This is a genomic window from Actinomadura formosensis, assembly GCF_050948385.1.
GTDB lineage: Bacteria > Actinomycetota > Actinomycetes > Streptosporangiales > Streptosporangiaceae > Spirillospora > Spirillospora formosensis.
The window spans coordinates 2,093,336-2,108,055 of the sequence record NZ_CP192011.1 but is presented as its reverse complement, the minus strand read 5'-3'; the positions used below and the strand labels follow the sequence as shown (position 1 = coordinate 2,108,055).

17 protein-coding genes and 2 pseudogenes are annotated in these 14,720 nt (G+C 69.0%); 11 read left to right on the top strand and 8 right to left on the bottom strand.

The features are described from left to right. Positions 1-47: 47 nt before the first annotated feature. A pseudogene (locus tag ACQP1N_RS09970) lies at positions 48-176 on the top strand (ABC transporter ATP-binding protein); the annotation flags it as partial. A gap of 858 nt (positions 177-1,034) precedes the next feature. Further along, on the top strand, positions 1,035-1,562 hold the full coding sequence (locus ACQP1N_RS09965) for a flavoprotein (protein ID WP_433230635.1): 528 nt from the start codon (positions 1,035-1,037) through the stop codon (positions 1,560-1,562). A gap of 220 nt (positions 1,563-1,782) precedes the next feature. On the opposite strand, the gene ACQP1N_RS09960 is transcribed toward ACQP1N_RS09965, so the two are convergent. Next, a complete protein-coding gene (locus tag ACQP1N_RS09960; protein ID WP_433230632.1) occupies positions 1,783-2,700 on the bottom strand; it encodes a hypothetical protein in 918 nt (305 codons plus the stop codon). A 400-nt stretch (positions 2,701-3,100) separates the two neighbouring features. Here ACQP1N_RS09960 and ACQP1N_RS09955 point away from each other — a divergent pair, with 400 nt between their 5' ends. The 8 genes and pseudogenes from ACQP1N_RS09955 to ACQP1N_RS09920 all read left to right on the top strand — a co-directional run bounded on the left by ACQP1N_RS09955 (position 3,101) and on the right by ACQP1N_RS09920 (position 7,376). Continuing rightward, positions 3,101-3,394 carry a hypothetical protein gene (locus ACQP1N_RS09955; protein ID WP_433230630.1) on the top strand — a complete coding sequence of 98 codons (294 nt, stop codon included), beginning with the start codon at positions 3,101-3,103 and terminating at the stop codon, positions 3,392-3,394. Further along, positions 3,394-4,410 (top strand): SAM-dependent methyltransferase, encoded by a 1,017-nt coding sequence (locus tag ACQP1N_RS09950; RefSeq protein WP_433230627.1) that lies wholly within the window; start codon positions 3,394-3,396, stop codon positions 4,408-4,410. The genes ACQP1N_RS09955 and ACQP1N_RS09950 overlap by 1 nt, the downstream gene beginning before the upstream one ends. Further along, positions 4,407-4,769, top strand: a complete 363-nt coding sequence (locus ACQP1N_RS09945) for a hypothetical protein (RefSeq protein ID WP_433230624.1) — start codon at positions 4,407-4,409, stop codon at positions 4,767-4,769. The genes ACQP1N_RS09950 and ACQP1N_RS09945 overlap by 4 nt, the downstream gene beginning before the upstream one ends. Before the next feature lie 78 nt (positions 4,770-4,847). Next, complete coding sequence (locus ACQP1N_RS09940; RefSeq protein WP_067807387.1) at positions 4,848-5,057, top strand: BldC family transcriptional regulator; 210 nt, start codon at positions 4,848-4,850, stop codon at positions 5,055-5,057. After that, a complete protein-coding gene (locus ACQP1N_RS09935) occupies positions 5,054-5,989 on the top strand; it encodes a hypothetical protein (protein ID WP_433230621.1) in 936 nt (311 codons plus the stop codon). Before ACQP1N_RS09940 ends, ACQP1N_RS09935 begins: the two co-directional genes overlap by 4 nt. A gap of 256 nt (positions 5,990-6,245) precedes the next feature. Then, positions 6,246-6,482 (top strand): hypothetical protein, encoded by a 237-nt coding sequence (locus tag ACQP1N_RS09930; protein ID WP_131732954.1) that lies wholly within the window; start codon positions 6,246-6,248, stop codon positions 6,480-6,482. Positions 6,483-6,672: 190 nt separating this feature from the next. Next, positions 6,673-6,825, top strand: a pseudogene (locus ACQP1N_RS09925) (ABC transporter ATP-binding protein); the annotation flags it as partial. Between the two features lie 2 nt (positions 6,826-6,827). Continuing rightward, entirely contained in the window at positions 6,828-7,376 is a 549-nt protein-coding gene (locus ACQP1N_RS09920) for an ABC transporter permease subunit (protein ID WP_067807375.1), read from the top strand. Here the strand turns inward: ACQP1N_RS09920 and ACQP1N_RS09915 are convergent. Next, entirely contained in the window at positions 7,373-7,804 is a 432-nt protein-coding gene (locus ACQP1N_RS09915; protein WP_067807373.1) for an ATP-binding protein, read from the bottom strand. The two genes, ACQP1N_RS09920 and ACQP1N_RS09915, sit on opposite strands and share 4 nt — an antisense overlap. A gap of 619 nt (positions 7,805-8,423) precedes the next feature. After that, on the bottom strand, positions 8,424-9,575 hold the full coding sequence (locus ACQP1N_RS09910) for an RNA-guided endonuclease InsQ/TnpB family protein (RefSeq protein WP_433230619.1): 1,152 nt from the start codon (positions 9,573-9,575) through the stop codon (positions 8,424-8,426). 53 nt (positions 9,576-9,628) lie between these two features. Here ACQP1N_RS09910 and ACQP1N_RS09905 point away from each other — a divergent pair, with 53 nt between their 5' ends. Next, a complete protein-coding gene (locus tag ACQP1N_RS09905; protein ID WP_433230616.1) occupies positions 9,629-9,811 on the top strand; it encodes a type II toxin-antitoxin system prevent-host-death family antitoxin in 183 nt (60 codons plus the stop codon). A 53-nt stretch (positions 9,812-9,864) separates the two neighbouring features. Here ACQP1N_RS09905 and ACQP1N_RS09900 read toward each other — a convergent pair whose 3' ends face one another. From ACQP1N_RS09900 to ACQP1N_RS09880, 5 genes are all read right to left on the bottom strand, one after another. Next, positions 9,865-10,797, bottom strand: coding sequence for an erythromycin esterase family protein (locus tag ACQP1N_RS09900; protein WP_165488485.1), 933 nt, complete (start codon positions 10,795-10,797; stop codon positions 9,865-9,867). A gap of 454 nt (positions 10,798-11,251) precedes the next feature. Further along, positions 11,252-12,175, bottom strand: a complete 924-nt coding sequence (locus tag ACQP1N_RS09895; RefSeq protein ID WP_067806672.1) for an ABC transporter substrate-binding protein — start codon at positions 12,173-12,175, stop codon at positions 11,252-11,254. Positions 12,176-12,191: 16 nt separating this feature from the next. Then, complete coding sequence (locus tag ACQP1N_RS09890; RefSeq protein WP_433230612.1) at positions 12,192-12,878, bottom strand: ABC transporter permease; 687 nt, start codon at positions 12,876-12,878, stop codon at positions 12,192-12,194. Next, positions 12,875-13,525 carry an ABC transporter permease gene (locus ACQP1N_RS09885; RefSeq protein WP_433230609.1) on the bottom strand — a complete coding sequence of 217 codons (651 nt, stop codon included), beginning with the start codon at positions 13,523-13,525 and terminating at the stop codon, positions 12,875-12,877. Before ACQP1N_RS09885 ends, ACQP1N_RS09890 begins: the two co-directional genes overlap by 4 nt. Next, on the bottom strand, positions 13,525-14,637 hold the full coding sequence (locus ACQP1N_RS09880) for an ABC transporter ATP-binding protein (protein WP_067806677.1): 1,113 nt from the start codon (positions 14,635-14,637) through the stop codon (positions 13,525-13,527). Before ACQP1N_RS09880 ends, ACQP1N_RS09885 begins: the two co-directional genes overlap by 1 nt. Between the last annotated feature and the right edge of the window lie 83 nt (positions 14,638-14,720).

Sequence of the window (14,720 nt, the reverse complement as noted above, 5' to 3'; positions counted from 1 at the left end):
CCCAGGTTCGATCGCGGCATGGCGGACGATCGGGCGGGAGATCCCCATTGATCACGTTGCGGGGACTGACGAAACGGCACGGGGACAAGACAGCCGTGGACGGGTTGTCGCTGGAGGTAGCGGCGGGCAAGGTCACGGGATTCCTCAGGCCGAACGGCGCCGGGAAGACGGATACCGGATTGTGACACTTCTTCCCCGTGCTCTGACCTGCGCCGTTGTGGGGAGCCGGGCGCGGGCTTGGGCGGGGCGGCGGGCTGCTAGCCTTCCGGGGCTCCGGGCGCCCTGGGGGCTGCCCGATATCGGCCGGGGGCGGCCCGCCGGAGGGGTCCCCGCCCAAGCCCGCGCCCGGCGACCCTTCACCTACCTCAGCCCCGTGGGGGTCTGCATCGGTGCCCACCTTGCCCAGTCTGCGCGACGGTGGCTTAGCGCGCTGGCCGGGTCGCACGCGCTCTTATGGGTAGAGCCCTGCGCCGGAGGCGGGTCGTTGTAAGGGGTGGGGGTCGGGGTTGGTTGGGAACCGAAGTAGCCGAACCTTGTGCGCCTGCTGGGGCGTTGAGCGGATACCGGGTGCCGGGTGCGGGTTCGGACGCTGCCTGAGCTGCGGCCTGTCCGTCGTGATGCCTAGCAGCCGGCGGTCGTGCCCGCGTGCGGTGCTGAGCTTGAACGGGAGTGCAAGCACGGCTGCCGGTCGCGGAACCCTCGTCCATGCTGGCCGCTGGGAGCGCGCCGGGGTGCTGGGTGTTCGCGGCGGTGGGCAGGGCGGCGGGATGCTGTCAGGGCGTCGGCGGGCCGAGCCAAGGCGGCCGGAGGTCGTCTTGGTCTCGTGCCCGCCGATACGTCCAATGACGATGATCCCGCCTGAACCTGTTCCGTCCGGTCGGCATCATCCGAGCCGCACCATGTGCGAAGGCGCGCGGCGATGCGCCGCGCGCCTTGACCCATGTAGGGGAAATCCTCACACAGCCGCAGGGGTGCCCCAGGTCGCGCCAGCACGTGTCACCTCCTGCCGTGCTGTCTGCCGGTTAGGCTCCAGTGTGCATAGAGGTAGTAGGCGGGTTCTTTACATAGTGGCGTGCGCCGCACCGGCAGCGGCAGATCTTGTCCGGCTGGTCGAACTCGCGCAGGACGCGCGTTGGCGAGCCTGTGTGATCACGACACCGATGGCGCGACGCTTCGTAGATATCGAGGCGTTGGAGGCACGGACGGGAGAACAGGTCCGCTCGGACTATCGGATGCCAGATGAGCCGAACGAACTGCCCGCCGCTGATGCGGTGGTGGTCGCGCCCGCGACCTTCAACACGATCAACAAGTGGGCGGCTGGCATCGCGGACACGTTCGCTGTCGGCTTGCTGTGCGAGTTGATGGGGTTTGGGGTGCCGATCGTGGCCGCCCCACTGCTCAAGGATGCATTGGCTCGGCATCGTGCGTTCGAGGTGAATGTTGAGACGCTGCGTGAGATGGGAGTGCGAGTGCTTTTCAATTCGGCTGCGCCCGCACATGCTCGAATGCCGACCTGGGAAGAAGTCATGGAAGAACTGCACACACTGGTCGGGGGCCGGTAGCGCCTATGGCTGGAGTGGTCAGGTGAAGGATGCGCGCAGAGGGATCGGCCAGTTGCGCGGCTCGGTACTGGCCGTGGCTCACGGCTCCCCTTTGGTGGACGTGCTTCCAGTGTCGCTGATGCTCCGGTGACGTGAGGGCGGCCGGCCACCCGCGCGCCCAATCAGGCACCGTGCACCTAAGCAGGGAAATCCTCACACGCTGAACGTGCGGGGGCGTGGGCTAGCGCGTGTCGTGACTGTCAGCGGGCATGACGGCCTGCAAGTGTTCACGTGCCTGACAAATCTCAGGTACCCGGGACCAGTGGGTTGACGTCCTCAAGATCTCAGTGGCCCGTGTGTTGACCCTGGCCGAAGCGACGAGAGGGAGAGCCCTCGCCAGCTCCATCATGCGATCCGCCGCGAATGCGGGATCTGACGCACGTAGAGCGGTCTGGATCTGACGTCCCAGATATTGGGCTTGGAAGAGTGGCGACCACTGCCCTATGGATTCAGCGGCTTCGCTGAGCAGCGCTCCAGCTTCGCGATAGACGCGAAGCTGACCAAAGCCGATGCCGACATCACCCACCAGGGCGGCTTCCTCGAACGGGGACAGGCCGCCAACCGCGCGTGCCTGGTCGAGCGCGGAACGGGATGCCATCCGCTGACCGGGGATCAGGGCAAGGGACCGACCAAGACGCATGTTCAAGGCTGCGCGCTGACCGTTGGTGACATCTGGAAGCTTCAACCCGCGTTGAGCATAGGCGGCTGCTCGGGAGGGATCGCCTCGGTAAAGGCTGATGCGGCTTAGACCGTCGTATGCCCGCGCCTGAGCATTGTGGGCGCCCGCACGGGTCGCCAGCTCCAGGGAGAGGGCTTCGGCACGGTCCGCGACTCCGAGTTTTCCAGCGTCGTACAGCACCAGTGCCGCCTGGTTCGCCAAGCGGGATGCGGCCTTTTGCAGAGACGGAAGGCAATTATTGTCGCGCACCGCCGTCTCGATGCGTGAGATATGCCCCATGGCAGAGGCTACGAGGGGCATCCCGCCAAGCTCGTACCGGTTCCGAGCCAGCACGCCGGCAAGGGCGGCCACATAGGCCGCGTCCTGGTAGGGCGAGGTCTTGGGAGAGGGGACAAAGATCACTGACGCGGCGGCGGCCATGAACTCCCTACGCTGCACGGGGTCCTCCGCTCTGGGCGATAAGCGCACTTCCCACCCTACGCGGGCAAGTAGGCCAACTGCCTTCGTGAACGTTGTGTCCTTTATGCCCCGCGAGACCTCGGATACCCAAACTTGGGAGACGCCCAGCTCACGAGCAAGGTCCGTCTGACTCCATCCGTTGCTTTCCATGATCGCCTTTAGGGCGTCTGGGAGGGTCCGAACTTCCATCAGGACTCCTATCGCTGTCAGCGATGAGCGCTCTACCGCGTTCCGGGACGTGCCGCGACTATACGGAGCATCACGGACCGTAGCGAGGTCGGAAAGGGCGTGGCGCACGATGCAATCAAGCCAGATGGCGCGAGATGAGTTTGAGCGGCCTGGCGGGCGGTTGATGGCGGCGGTGGGGGCGCGTCGGTTGCATCTGGCGGCGTTGGGTGCGGTGGTCGGGGGGCCGGGGTCGGGGCTGGTGTGCGGGCTGATGGGCTGGCGTGGTGGTGCGCCGGTGCTGGACGTGGGCGGCGCGGCGGACGGCTCGGGGTCGGTGGCGGTGGGCTGTGAGCGGGTGGGGGGCCGGTGGTGGTTCGTGCTGGCGGACTCCGGTGAGGGGGTCGTGCCGGTCGATGAGGTCGAGGGCGCTGCGGCGGTGCTGGCGGGCGTGCTGGGGCGCGTGGCCGGGCGGGGGGCGCGGGCGTGATGGCGCGGCGGTTCGACGGCGATGACGGGGCGTCCGGCGGGGCGTTCGATGAGGGTTCGGTTGCGGATGTGCTGTGGCGCATCCTGGCCGGAGGGGACTCGGCCGGTCCGGTGTGGGGGGAGGATGGGCCGTGGGACCCCGATGTCCCGTCCCCGGCGCGGATGTACGACGTGTTCCTTGGGGGCAAGGACAACGGGGAGGTTGACCGGGTGGCGGCGGGGCGGGTTGCGGCGGCGGCGCCGTCGGTGCCGCGGGCGGCGCGGGACAACCGGGCGTTCATGCACCGGGTGGTGGCGTGGGCGGCGCGGCATGGCATTGGTCAGTTCGTGGACGTGGGGACCGGTATCCCGACCGAGCCGAACCCGCATCAGATCGCGCGGGAGCACCGTCCGGACGCGGTGGTGGTGGGGGTCGATAACGATCCGCTGGTGCTGGCGCATGATCGGGCGTTGCTGGAGGGGATGCCGATCGTGCGCGGGGACGTGCGCGAGGTGGACGCGCTGATCGCTGATCTGGACGCGTGGATCGACTGGGACCGGCCGGTGGCGGTGCTGCTGATCGCGGTGCTGCACTTTGTCGCCGACGACTACGACCCGGCGGGGATCGTGCGGGCGTTCACGGGCCGGATGGTGCCGGGCTCGGTGGTGGCGCTGTCGCACGGGTGCTCGACGGGCGCGGACCCGGCGGCGCTCGCGCAGGTGGAGAAGGTCTATCAGGGGGCCAGCGCGCCGGGTGTGGCGCGGACCCGTGAGCAGATCGCGGGCCTGTTCGGGCGGCGGCTGGAGCTGGTCCCGCCGGGGGTGGTGCCGGTGCAGCACTGGCCGCATGAGGTGGGGCCGCTGACCGCGATCCCGGTCCTTGGAGGCGTCGGGGTGGTGCCCGATCCGCGGGCGGGCAGGGTGCCGGGTCGGGTGGGCCGGGTTGTGCCGAGGTGGCGTGACCCGCTGCGCACCGTCCCGGGCCGGGACGCGCCCGGCTCAGACGGAACCGGTGTCACGGGAGAGTGCGCCCGATGACGAAGCCGGAGACGGGCCGGATGCAACGGGCGCTTGATGTGCTGGCGGAGCGGGCCGGGGACGCCTTGCGGGTGACCAGCGGTGCGGCGGCCGGGCTGACCCTGGCGCAGGTTACGGCGGCGCTGGATTCGGTCCTGGTGGTGTGTGATCTGGTCGGGCGGATGCTCGGGCCGGTCATGGACCGGGTGGAGCAGATCGGCGAACGCGAGTTGACCGAGCGGCCGGGCGAGTCGGGCCGTGCGCTGCTGGAGGACGCGGGGCTGCACCTGTCGTATGGGCGTGACGGGCTGGCGGCGGCTCGGGCTCTGCTGGCGGTGGGGCTCGCGGAAATAGTGAAGGTGGAACAGGGCGAGACGTGAAGTAGCCCGGAACGGGGCCCGCAACGGTGAAAGGCCCCCCGCCTGCCGAAGCCACCTTCAACGAGACGGACCCCCCAAGTGAGCAAGACGATCCTGCACGGATGGGACTTCAGCCCTGAGCAGCTTCTCACCCCCGCAGAGGTGGCCAGGATGTTCCGCGTCGATACCAAGACCGTGGCCCGCTGGGCCGATGCCGGTCACCTGGCCTCTGTCCGCACACCGGGCGGCAGGCGCAGGTTCAGCCGCCAGCAGATCGAACACCTGATGCGCGGCGGTGACGCACGATGACGCACCTGCGGCTCAGCTACGTCAACATCGAACACGGCGGCCGGACCGGCTCCGGATACTCCGCCTACTCCGGCGACGGCGGCCCCTACGACTTCGGCCGGGTCACCGGGATGCTGCACGACGGGGACTGGCCTGACGTCCTGGTGGTGGGTGAGGGCGACCGGTACGAGCTGAACGGGATGGAAGGCGCGTACGAGGCCGCCGCCGCGCTGCGGGAGGCGGGCGGCCCCGCCTATGTCCCGCACCCGTGCTCGTTGCCGCGCGAGGGCGGGATGTTCGCACCGGTGATCTACATCGACCCGCGCAAGGTCGTGGTGCGCCGGTTCTACGGTCACCGGCTGCCCGACTTCGCCGCCCGCAACCGCAACCTGATGGTGTTCACGCTGCCCGGCCGCACCGACCCGGTCCGGCTGGTGGCCTGGCACGGCGACATCTACAGCGGGGACGACCGGCTGGCCGACGCCCGCCGGTTCGACCGGCTGTCGGCTCCGAACATTCCGTGCGCGCTGCTGGGCGACTGGAACACCGTCCCCAGCGGCCCCGAGTTCGAGCCGACCGACCTGAACACCCCCGGCGTGCACAACCCACGCCAGATCAACTACCGGGTCCAGTGGAAGGGCGGGCCGTCGCTGGCGGGGCCGCATGTTTACGACACGCGGGCGCTGGACGCTCTGTGCGGCTGGTGGAACCCCGCCACGAAGAGACGGGAAGGCGGTTTGGGGTTCAGCCACTCCGCCGAACTGGCGGGGGACTACACCCCGACACAGACCGAACGGCCCAACGGCCGCCAGTGCCTGCCGATTGACGCGATCCTGCTCAACGAGCCGCTCGCCGCCGCCTATGTGGCGGGCTCGTACCGCGTCCATGACTTCCGCGACCCCCAGCGGCCCGACTCCGACCACAAACGCATATCACTCACGGTCGACATCTGACAGGCCCGGACGCCGGGATCGGCCGCAGCGGTGAAGGGCCGCGGGCGCCGGGTCCGTGCCGGGCCGGCGCTGCCACAGGCAATTCCGTCTCAAGCGTCGTCGGCGTGGGGGCCGCTGCCCGGCGCTGCCCGGTACTGTCCCGCGCTGCTCCGGTGCCGGGGTGGCGAACATTAATCGAGTGAGAGGACCAGAGGGTCATATGGGCAGGCGTAGGCGTGCGCAGAAGTGGGACGGCCAGACCGGGAGCGGGCGGCGGGTGAATCAGGATCGAGTGTGCGGTAAGAAGCCGTTCGACACGCGGGAGGACGCCGAAAGGGAGTTGCGGCGCTACCGGCAGAAGCGCGACGCGGACGCGGCGGGATTCCAGCGGCTGCCCACGCAGGTACAGGACTGCGAGATCTGCGGGTGCTTCCACATCACGGGGGCGATGTCCAAGCCCGCCCCGGCGGGGAGGCTGCGGCGGCGGCGCAAGGGCGGAATGGGATGGAAATAGCGGCGTGGGGGTGGCCGGGGGTCATCTCACGGTGTGGTCGATAGGGGTTCGGTCGTGGGTGTGGGTGGTGATGTCGCTGGTTCCGGTGGCGGGCTGGTGCCCGGTGTGGGCGGCGAGGTTCTCGGTCCAGGTGCCAGGCAGGACGACCGGTTGCGCTAGGGGGCTGTCGTCGGAGACGGCAGACGTACAGCTGGTGCGCGGTCTGGCAGCGGAGGGCCGCACGGTGTTCGTGTCGTCCCACCTCATGAGCGAGATGCAGCTCACCGCGGACCGCCTGGTCGTGATCGGCCGGGGGCGGCTGCTCGCGGACGCCTCCATGGCGGAGGTGATCGCGCGGGGTTCCTGGTGCGGTTCGTCGTCCTCGCCCTCGCCATCTTGATGATCACCGGCGAGTACGCGACGGGCAGCATCCGCGCGACGCTCCAGTGGGTGCCGCCGCGCGCCCGGATGCTGGCGGCGAAGACCGCCGTCGCCACGGCGGTCGTGTTCCCCGCCGGGGTGGTGCTGGACCTGGTGGGCACGGCGGTCGTCTGTCCGGTTCTCGGCGAGTGGGGGCGCCTCGACGCCGGGGACGTCGTGCACGACGCGCTGATGACGGGCGTGTATCTGGCGATGATGAGCGCACTGATCCTGGGCGTCGGCGCCATGCTCCGCAGCACCGCGGCAACGATCACTACCGCGTTCCTCTTCGTCCTGGTGCTGCCGATGACGCTGGCGAACACCCGCTCGGACCTGCTGAAGGACGTCGCGGAGGCCCTGCCGAGCAGCGCGGGCCGGCATCTGCCGGCCGGCGACGGCCCCTACCCGGCGGCGACCGCACTGGCGATCGTGGCGGCCTGGACGGCGGCGGCGTTCTGGGGCGGAGCCACCGTCCTGCGCCGGCGCGACGCCTAGACCCAGGCGTCCACACGGGGGAAGGTGGCCCGGATGGTCCGGGACTCCGGGGTGCCGGTCCAGGACCAGGTGGCGGCGAGGGCGTCCACGGTGAGCAGGCCGCGTCCGCCCTCCGCCAGACCGGCACGGCTCCGCAGGCACGGCTCTCCCGGGCCGCCCTGGTCGGTGACGTAGACGATGACGCCGGCCCCGTCCATGTTGAGGTCGACGGTGAAGCGCCCGCCGTCCTCACCCGACCGGGTGTGCTGGATGGCGTTGACGACCAGTTCGTCCAGGACGAGAAGGACGTCGTCCAGGGCGGGGAAATCGACCAGCAGATGCGCGGCGAACGCCCGGACAAAACGGACTTGTTCGGGTTTTCCGTAAAATTCGCGCCGCCAGTACATCGGCGCCTCGCGCTCAACGGGGATGGACGCGGTAAGCAGCATTGATCACCTCTCGGGACGGTGTGTCATCGCCGTTCCATCTTCTGTAACCGCACGGCTTCGGTCCGGAATAGGACTAAGCCAACGACCCGCTGGACAGCTTGGCACGCCTCCACCCCGAACGTTCATCCCATTTACGTAAACGAACGGAACAGTTCGTCCAGTGGGCGTTCATCTCGGGAACACCACCGGGGCGAACAGCAGATCTCGTTTTGCACGTTCGAGCAATTGACCATCGACAGCATGTTCGAATATCACGCGATCGCACAGAGTTCACCCGCTGATTTCCGGTCGGCGGCGCCTCCGTCCGCCAACCCGGGGTGACCAGCCCGTTCGTCCGCCGGCGACGCCGACCCCCGGGCTTCCAACGCGCTTCGCGGGGTGCTATGGCTGCGGTCCGAGCGGGATCCCCGGGACCAGGTTGGAGGGGGTGGTCTCGCGCATCTCCACCAGGATGCTGTAGGTGCGGCCCAACGATTGCATGATGGTGTTCTCTTCCGCAGCAGTCGGCGAGTACACCGCCGTGATTTGGCGTGCTCCCCGGCCTGAAGGTCGGGGATTCAGTCTGTGCCGCGTGTGCGGCACTTCTGTGGCTTCCTGTTTCACCGGGTCCCGCCCTCCGCTACGCGGAAGGTCTTACGGTCCCTCCACAGGCGTTTAGCCTGTCCGCCCGCCCGGCGGCCAGGATGTTGATCGCGGCGTTGACATCGCGGTCGTGGACCGCGCCGCACGGGCAGGCCCACTCGCGGACGTTCAGCGGCATGGATTCGGTGACCGTCCCGCACGCCGAGCAGAGCTTGGAGGAGGGGAACCAGCGGTCGACCTTCGCGAAGGCGCGGCCGTACCGTTGCGCCTTGTATTCGAGCATCGACACGAACTGGGACCAGCCCGCGTCGTGCACGGACTTGGCCAGGTGGGTGCGGGCCAGACCGTTCACCGCAAGGTCCTCCACGTAGACCGCTTGGTTGTCGCGGACCAGTTGGGTGGACAGCTTGTGGTGATGGTCGCGCCGCGCATCGGCCACGCGGGCGTGCAGCCGCGCGACCCTCGCGGCGGCCTTCCGCCGGTTCGCCGAGCCCTTCTGCCTGCGCGACAGCGCCTGCTGGGCTTTGCGCAGCCGGCGTTCGGCGCGGCGCAGGAACTTCGGGCCGGTGATCTTCCGGCCGTCGGAGGTCACCGCGAAATGCGTCAACCCCAGATCGATCCCGACCTCCGCCGCCGCCTCCGGCAGGGGTTCGCCCGTCGTCTCGACGACGAAGGAGGCGAAGTACCGTCCGGCCGCGTCCTTGATCACCATCACGCTCGACGGCTCCGACGGCAGCGGACGGGACCAGCGCACCCGCACGTCCCCGATCTTGGGCAGGCGCAGCCTCCCGCCCGGCGTGACCGTGAAGCGGGCGTTGCGGGTGAACCGGATCGCCTGCCGCCCGTCCTTGCGGGACCGGAACCGGGGCGGTGCGACCCGGCGGCCTTTGCGCTTGCCCGACACCGAGGCGAAGAAGTTGCGGTAGGCGGTGTTCAGGTCCGCCAGGGCCTGCTGGAGCACCACGGCCGACACCTCGCCCAGCCACGCCCGCCCGGCGGTCTTCTTCGCCTCGGTGATGACCAGCTTGGACAGATCCCCGTCCGGCAGGTACGGCAGCCCGGCCGCATGCGCATCCCGCCGTGCGCGCAGAGCGTCGTTGAACACCACCCGCGCGCACCCGAACGCCCGCGCCAAAGCCTGCTGCTGGCCGGGGGTCGGGTAGAGCCGGAACTGATACCTGAGCCGCACCCCGGAATCGTATATCCATGTGCATGGAAGTTCGTGCTCGTACACTGACGCGCATGGAGCCGGAAGAGATGAGCGTCGCCGACGCACGCCGCCAGTTCGCCGACGTCCTCAACACCGCCGCCGTCCGAGGACGCATCACCTACATCACCAACCGGGGCCGCCGCATCGCCGCGATCGTCCCCGTCCCCATCGCCGAAACCGCCGAAACCGCCGGCCAAGACCACCACGCCCGCTGAACCAGTTCGGCTAGAACACACACCCGGACCCGGCGGCCCTCCCGCGCGGGCCTTCACCCGGCCTGAAGGCCGGAGCACTGGCCCGCACCTCGGTAGCGGGGGCCGAGGATCTGACGCAGCCAGGTCCCCTGCCGCTTGAACGTGTGTGGCGGGAACTCCCCCAGGTAGCCGACATGGGCGTTGTGGGCGGACAGCAGGATCTTGCCGTTCATGTGGCGGAGCCACCGGACGGTGTTCAGGGCCATCGCCTCGTCGCGCGGGCCCGAGAAGTCTTCGGCGGCGTGCGCCTTGGCGATCCAGAACGCGACGTTCGCCTGCTGCTCGGCCCATGTCGCCGCCTTGGGGGGAGCGCCTCGGCGCAGGCTCGTGACCAGCCGCAGGGCCTTCTCGGCCTGGCGCTGCACCCGCTGACGCTCGCTCATGGGCTTGGCGTCGTACCGCTTCTCCCACGTGTTGAAGTCGGTGGTGGGAATCAGCCCGTCGTAGAGGGCCTTGAGCCGGGGAACCAGGTCGGGGCGTCCGCGCTCGCGCACATACCTGAAGATGTCCTCGAAGATCCGCACGTGCGGGAAGTAGATGTCGTCGCCCATGAACTGCAGCGGCCGCTTCGGATGCTCCTCGTTGTACGCGCGCATCCACTTGATCAGCCGCAGATAATCCTGGTTGGCGAACAGCCGGTAGTTCTGCTGGAACTCCTGCCGCATGATCCTGGCCGGATCGCCCTTGCCGTACAGGACGTAGTCGTTGAGCTGAAGCCCGGTGCCCCAGTTCAGCTCCAGCATGAACGTGGTGAATCCCTTCTCCTTGACCAGGTACTCGAAGACGCGTTGTTTGAGGCTGAAGAACTCGTGCGTGCCGTGGGTGGCCTCGCCCAGGCCGACCACGGGGGCCGCACCGATCATCCGGCCCAGTGCGCGCAGGTCGCGCAGGTCGCGGTTCGGCTCGGCGGTCAGCAGGGGATGCGCGCCCCGGTCGAGCGCGCGCACCACCGCGTCCTCCCGGTTCGGGCCGTGTTCGCGGGCGCCGGCGTGAACGAGCCCACACCGAGCACGAGCGCGGCGAGAGATGCCGACCATTTACCGGCACGCAGAGATGGCATGTTCGCAGACCTCACAGAAAAGGAGAGCGCTGGTCCGTCCAGCTCGCCCGCCGTTCGATGGGTGAAACGGCGCCAGTCCCCAGGACACTCGGACTAGGATGATCTTCCCATTTAAGATCTACGGCCATCGTCGGGGAAAAGTAAATGTTGGGTCGAGGGTCGGTTGAATTATTCTTGTCCCGAGCCGCCAGTCGGGGTGATTTTCGCGGTGCGCGTGGTATTGGCGGTTATTCGGACAGTGTCGTGAGAGGTGGTGAAATCCTCTGCGCCGTACCGGAGGTCGTCCGGACGCGCGGAAGCCCGCCGTTCTGGAGAGACGGCGGGCTTCCCGGGGAAAAGCGTCAGACCAGGCCGGACTTCTGCAGCCAGTCCTTGGCGACCTCTTCCTGGTCGTCCTTGTCGATGGCTATGCGCTTCATCATGTCCAGGAGGTCCTGGGTGGTGAGCTTGGCGGAGACGGCGTTCAACGCCGCCTTGGCCTTGTCGTCCACGGCGGCCTTGTTGACCAGCGGGGTGACGTTCTGGGCGCTGAAGACGTTCTCCGGGTCTTCGAGAACGACCAGCTTGTTCTGCTGGATGGTCGGGTCGGTGGTGAACAGGTCGGCGGCCTGGATCTTGTTCTCGGTGAGGAGTTTCACCAGGGTGGCCTGGGCGCCGGCGTCGAACGGCTGGAACTTCTTGAATTCGAGGGCGTAGACCTTCTTGAGGCCGACGAGGCCCTGCTGGCGGGTCTTGAACTCCGACGGGCCGGCGATGACGAGGTCCTTGGCGACCGGCTTCAGGTCGGCGATGGACTTCAGGTTGTACTTGGCGGCCGTCTGCGGGTTGACGGTGACGGAGTCCTTGTCCTCGGCCTGCGAGGAATCGAGGATCTCGACCGACGACGGCAGTTTCGCCTTGAGGGCGGCGTTGATGTCCGCGGTGGTGGCGGCCGTGCTGGTCTTGTCGACCGAGGTGGTCAGCAGGGCGCCGTTGTATTCGGGCATCACGCTGATGCCGCCCTTGACGACCTGGTCGTAGTAGACCTCGCGGGCACCGATGTTGAACTTGCGGGTGACCTTGACGCCCTTGGCTTCGAGGGCCTGCGCGTAGATCTCGCCGAGCAGGTTGCTCTCGGGGAAGTTGGCGCCGCCGACGGTGACGGTGCCGCTCTTGCCGCCCCCGGCGAGCGGGTTCTTCTCGTCGCCGGACGATTCTTCGCCGCAGGCGGACAGCGTCAGGACGGCCACGAGGCAGACGGCCGCGCCACGGATCAGTTTCTTCATTGTCCTTTTCCTTCGGTCAGGAGGAACGGGCGGAGCCGAGCAGACCCGGCGAGATCACGACGCGGCGCAGCGCCGCGAAGACCAGTTGGACGATCAGGGCGAGCAGCACGACGAGAACGGTGCCCCCGACGACGAGCTGGTAGTCGTTGCGGGCCAGGCCGTCGATGATGTAGCGGCCGAGGCCGCCGAATCCGGGGTAGGCGGCGATGGTGGCGGTGGCGACGACCTGGATCGCGGACGTGCGCAGCCCGAGCAGGATCAGCGGGAGCGCCATCGGCAGCTCCGCGTGCCACAGGACGCCCAGGCCGGTCATGCCCATGCCGCGGGCGGCGTCCTTCACATCGGCGTCGACCCCGCGGACGCCCTCGAAGGTGTTCACCAGGATCGGCGGGACGGCCAGCGCGACGAGCGCGACCAGGACGGGCGTGATGCTGTACTCGATCACGACGACGAACAGGATGAGCCCGAAGGTCGGGATGGCCCGCGCGAAGTTGGCCAGCGTGATCGCGAGGAACCCGCCCCGTCCGGTGTGGCCGATGAGGAGGCCGAGTGTCAGCCCGATCACGGCGGCGAACAGCAGGGACACGCCGCTGTAGTAGGCGTGCTGGAGCAGGCGGTGCGGGATGCCGTCGGCGCCGTGCCATTGGGACGAGGCGGTCAGCCACGTCCAGCACAGGTCGATCTGGTTCCACAGGTCGTTCACGAGGACGCCCCCCGGGCTCGGGCCCACGGGGTGAGCAGGCGCTGGACGGTGACGAGGATCGTGTCGGTGACCAGGGCCAGCAGGATGATCAGGACGGTGGCCGCGACGATCTGCGTCTGGAACTGGAGCTGGTAGCCGCGGATGATGTCCTCGCCGAGTCCGCCCTGCCCGATCAGCTGGCCGACGGCGACGAGGCTGATGGAGGAGACGGCGGCGACCCGCGTCCCGGCCATGACGACCGGGACCGCGATCGGCAGTTCGACCCGCATGAGGCGGCGCAGCGGCCCGAAGCCCATCGCGGTGGCGGCCTGCCGGACCGGTTCGGACACCGACGCCAGCCCGTCCACCACGTTCGGGACGAGCACCGACAGGCTGTACAGCGTCAGCGGGATCATGACCGTGGACGGCGTCAGCCCGGTGTACTGGATGAAGATCATGAACAGCGCGAGCGAGGGGATCGCGTACAGCACGTTCGCGATCGTCAGCGCCGGCGGGTAGAGCCAGCCCCAGCGCCGGCACAGCACGCCGAGCGGCAGCGAGATGAGCAGGCCGAACAGCACCGGCAGCAGCGCGAGCCGCAGGTGCAGGAGCGCGTGCTCGGTGAGCGTGTCGGTGTGGTCGCCGATCCAGCCCCAGTCGATGTCCATCAGCCGCTGACACCGTCCTTCGCCAGCGGGGCGGCGGGGCGGATGGCCGCGGTCAGGTCGTGCTGGTCGGCGACGCCCACGACCTGCCCCGATCCGTCGACGGCGACGGCGCGGCCGGACGGGGACAGGATCGCGGCGTCGAGCGCGGCCCGGACGGAGTCGGTCTCGGCGTCGAAGGTGGGCCCGACCGGCGCGAGCCGCGCGTCGCCGAGGGCGCCCGATGCGGGCAGGGCGTCGGCGGAGACCCAGCCGAGGGGGCGGCGGCCGGCGTCCACGACCAGGATCCAGCCGACGGCGGTGACCCGCTCCACCGGCGTGTCGGCGGGCAGGACGTCCCGGTCGGTCAGCGGCGCGGAGGACGCCGGGACGAACGACAGCCGCCGGATGCCCCGGTCGCGCCCGATGAAGCCGGCGACGAAGTCGTCCGCGGGGCGGGCGAGGAGGTCTTCGGGGCTGTCGATCTGGACGAGCCTGCCGCCGGTCCGGAACACCGCGATCCGGTCGCCGAGCTTGATGGCCTCGTCGATGTCGTGGGTGACGAACACGATCGTCTTGTGCAGTTCGTCCTGGAGGCGGAGGAACTCGTCCTGCAGTTCGGCGCGGACGACGGGGTCGACGGCGCTGAACGGCTCGTCCATCAGCATGATCGGCGGGTCGGCGGCGAGGGCCCGCGCGACACCGACGCGCTGCTGCTGGCCGCCGGACAACTGGAACGGGTAGCGCTTCGCCATCGCCGGTTCGAGCCCGACCCGTTCCATCAGTTCCAGCGCCCGCTCCCGCGCCTTCTTCTTGTTCCATCCGACCAGGTACGGGACGGTGGCGATGTTGTCGAGGACGGTGCGGTGCGGGAACAGCCCGGCGTGCTGGATGACGTAGCCGATGCCGCGGCGCAGCTCGGCGGGCCTGCGCTCGCGGACGTCCCGGCCGTCGATGAGGACCCGGCCGGACGTGGGGTCCACCATCCGGTTGATGGTGCGCAGCGCCGTGGTCTTACCGCCGCCGGACGTGCCGACGAACACGGTGATGCGGCCCGTGGGGCATTCGAGGCTGACGTCGTCCAGCGCGACGGTGCCGCCGGGGTAGCGCTTGGTCACGCCCTCAAAGGTGATCAACGATTCACATCCTCGTCGGGCGCCCACGACGCCGATGATCGATTTCGGCCTACTACCCAACCGTAACTACGGGGCACGGTCAC

Bases quoted from the DNA above. Each gene is read 5' to 3' on its own strand.
- ACQP1N_RS09960 (WP_433230632.1), bottom strand. From the start codon at position 2,700: ATGGCCGCCGCCGCGTCAGTGATCTTTGTCCCCTCTCCCAAGACCTCG.
- ACQP1N_RS09950 (WP_433230627.1), top strand. From the start codon at position 3,394: ATGGCGCGGCGGTTCGACGGCGATGACGGGGCGTCCGGCGGGGCGTTC.
- ACQP1N_RS09945 (WP_433230624.1), top strand. From the start codon at position 4,407: ATGACGAAGCCGGAGACGGGCCGGATGCAACGGGCGCTTGATGTGCTG.
- ACQP1N_RS09935 (WP_433230621.1), top strand. From the start codon at position 5,054: ATGACGCACCTGCGGCTCAGCTACGTCAACATCGAACACGGCGGCCGG.
- ACQP1N_RS09915 (WP_067807373.1), bottom strand. From the start codon at position 7,804: ATGCTGCTTACCGCGTCCATCCCCGTTGAGCGCGAGGCGCCGATGTAC.
- ACQP1N_RS09905 (WP_433230616.1), top strand. From the start codon at position 9,629: ATGGAGCCGGAAGAGATGAGCGTCGCCGACGCACGCCGCCAGTTCGCC.
- ACQP1N_RS09895 (WP_067806672.1), bottom strand. From the start codon at position 12,175: ATGAAGAAACTGATCCGTGGCGCGGCCGTCTGCCTCGTGGCCGTCCTG.
- ACQP1N_RS09885 (WP_433230609.1), bottom strand. From the start codon at position 13,525: ATGGACATCGACTGGGGCTGGATCGGCGACCACACCGACACGCTCACC.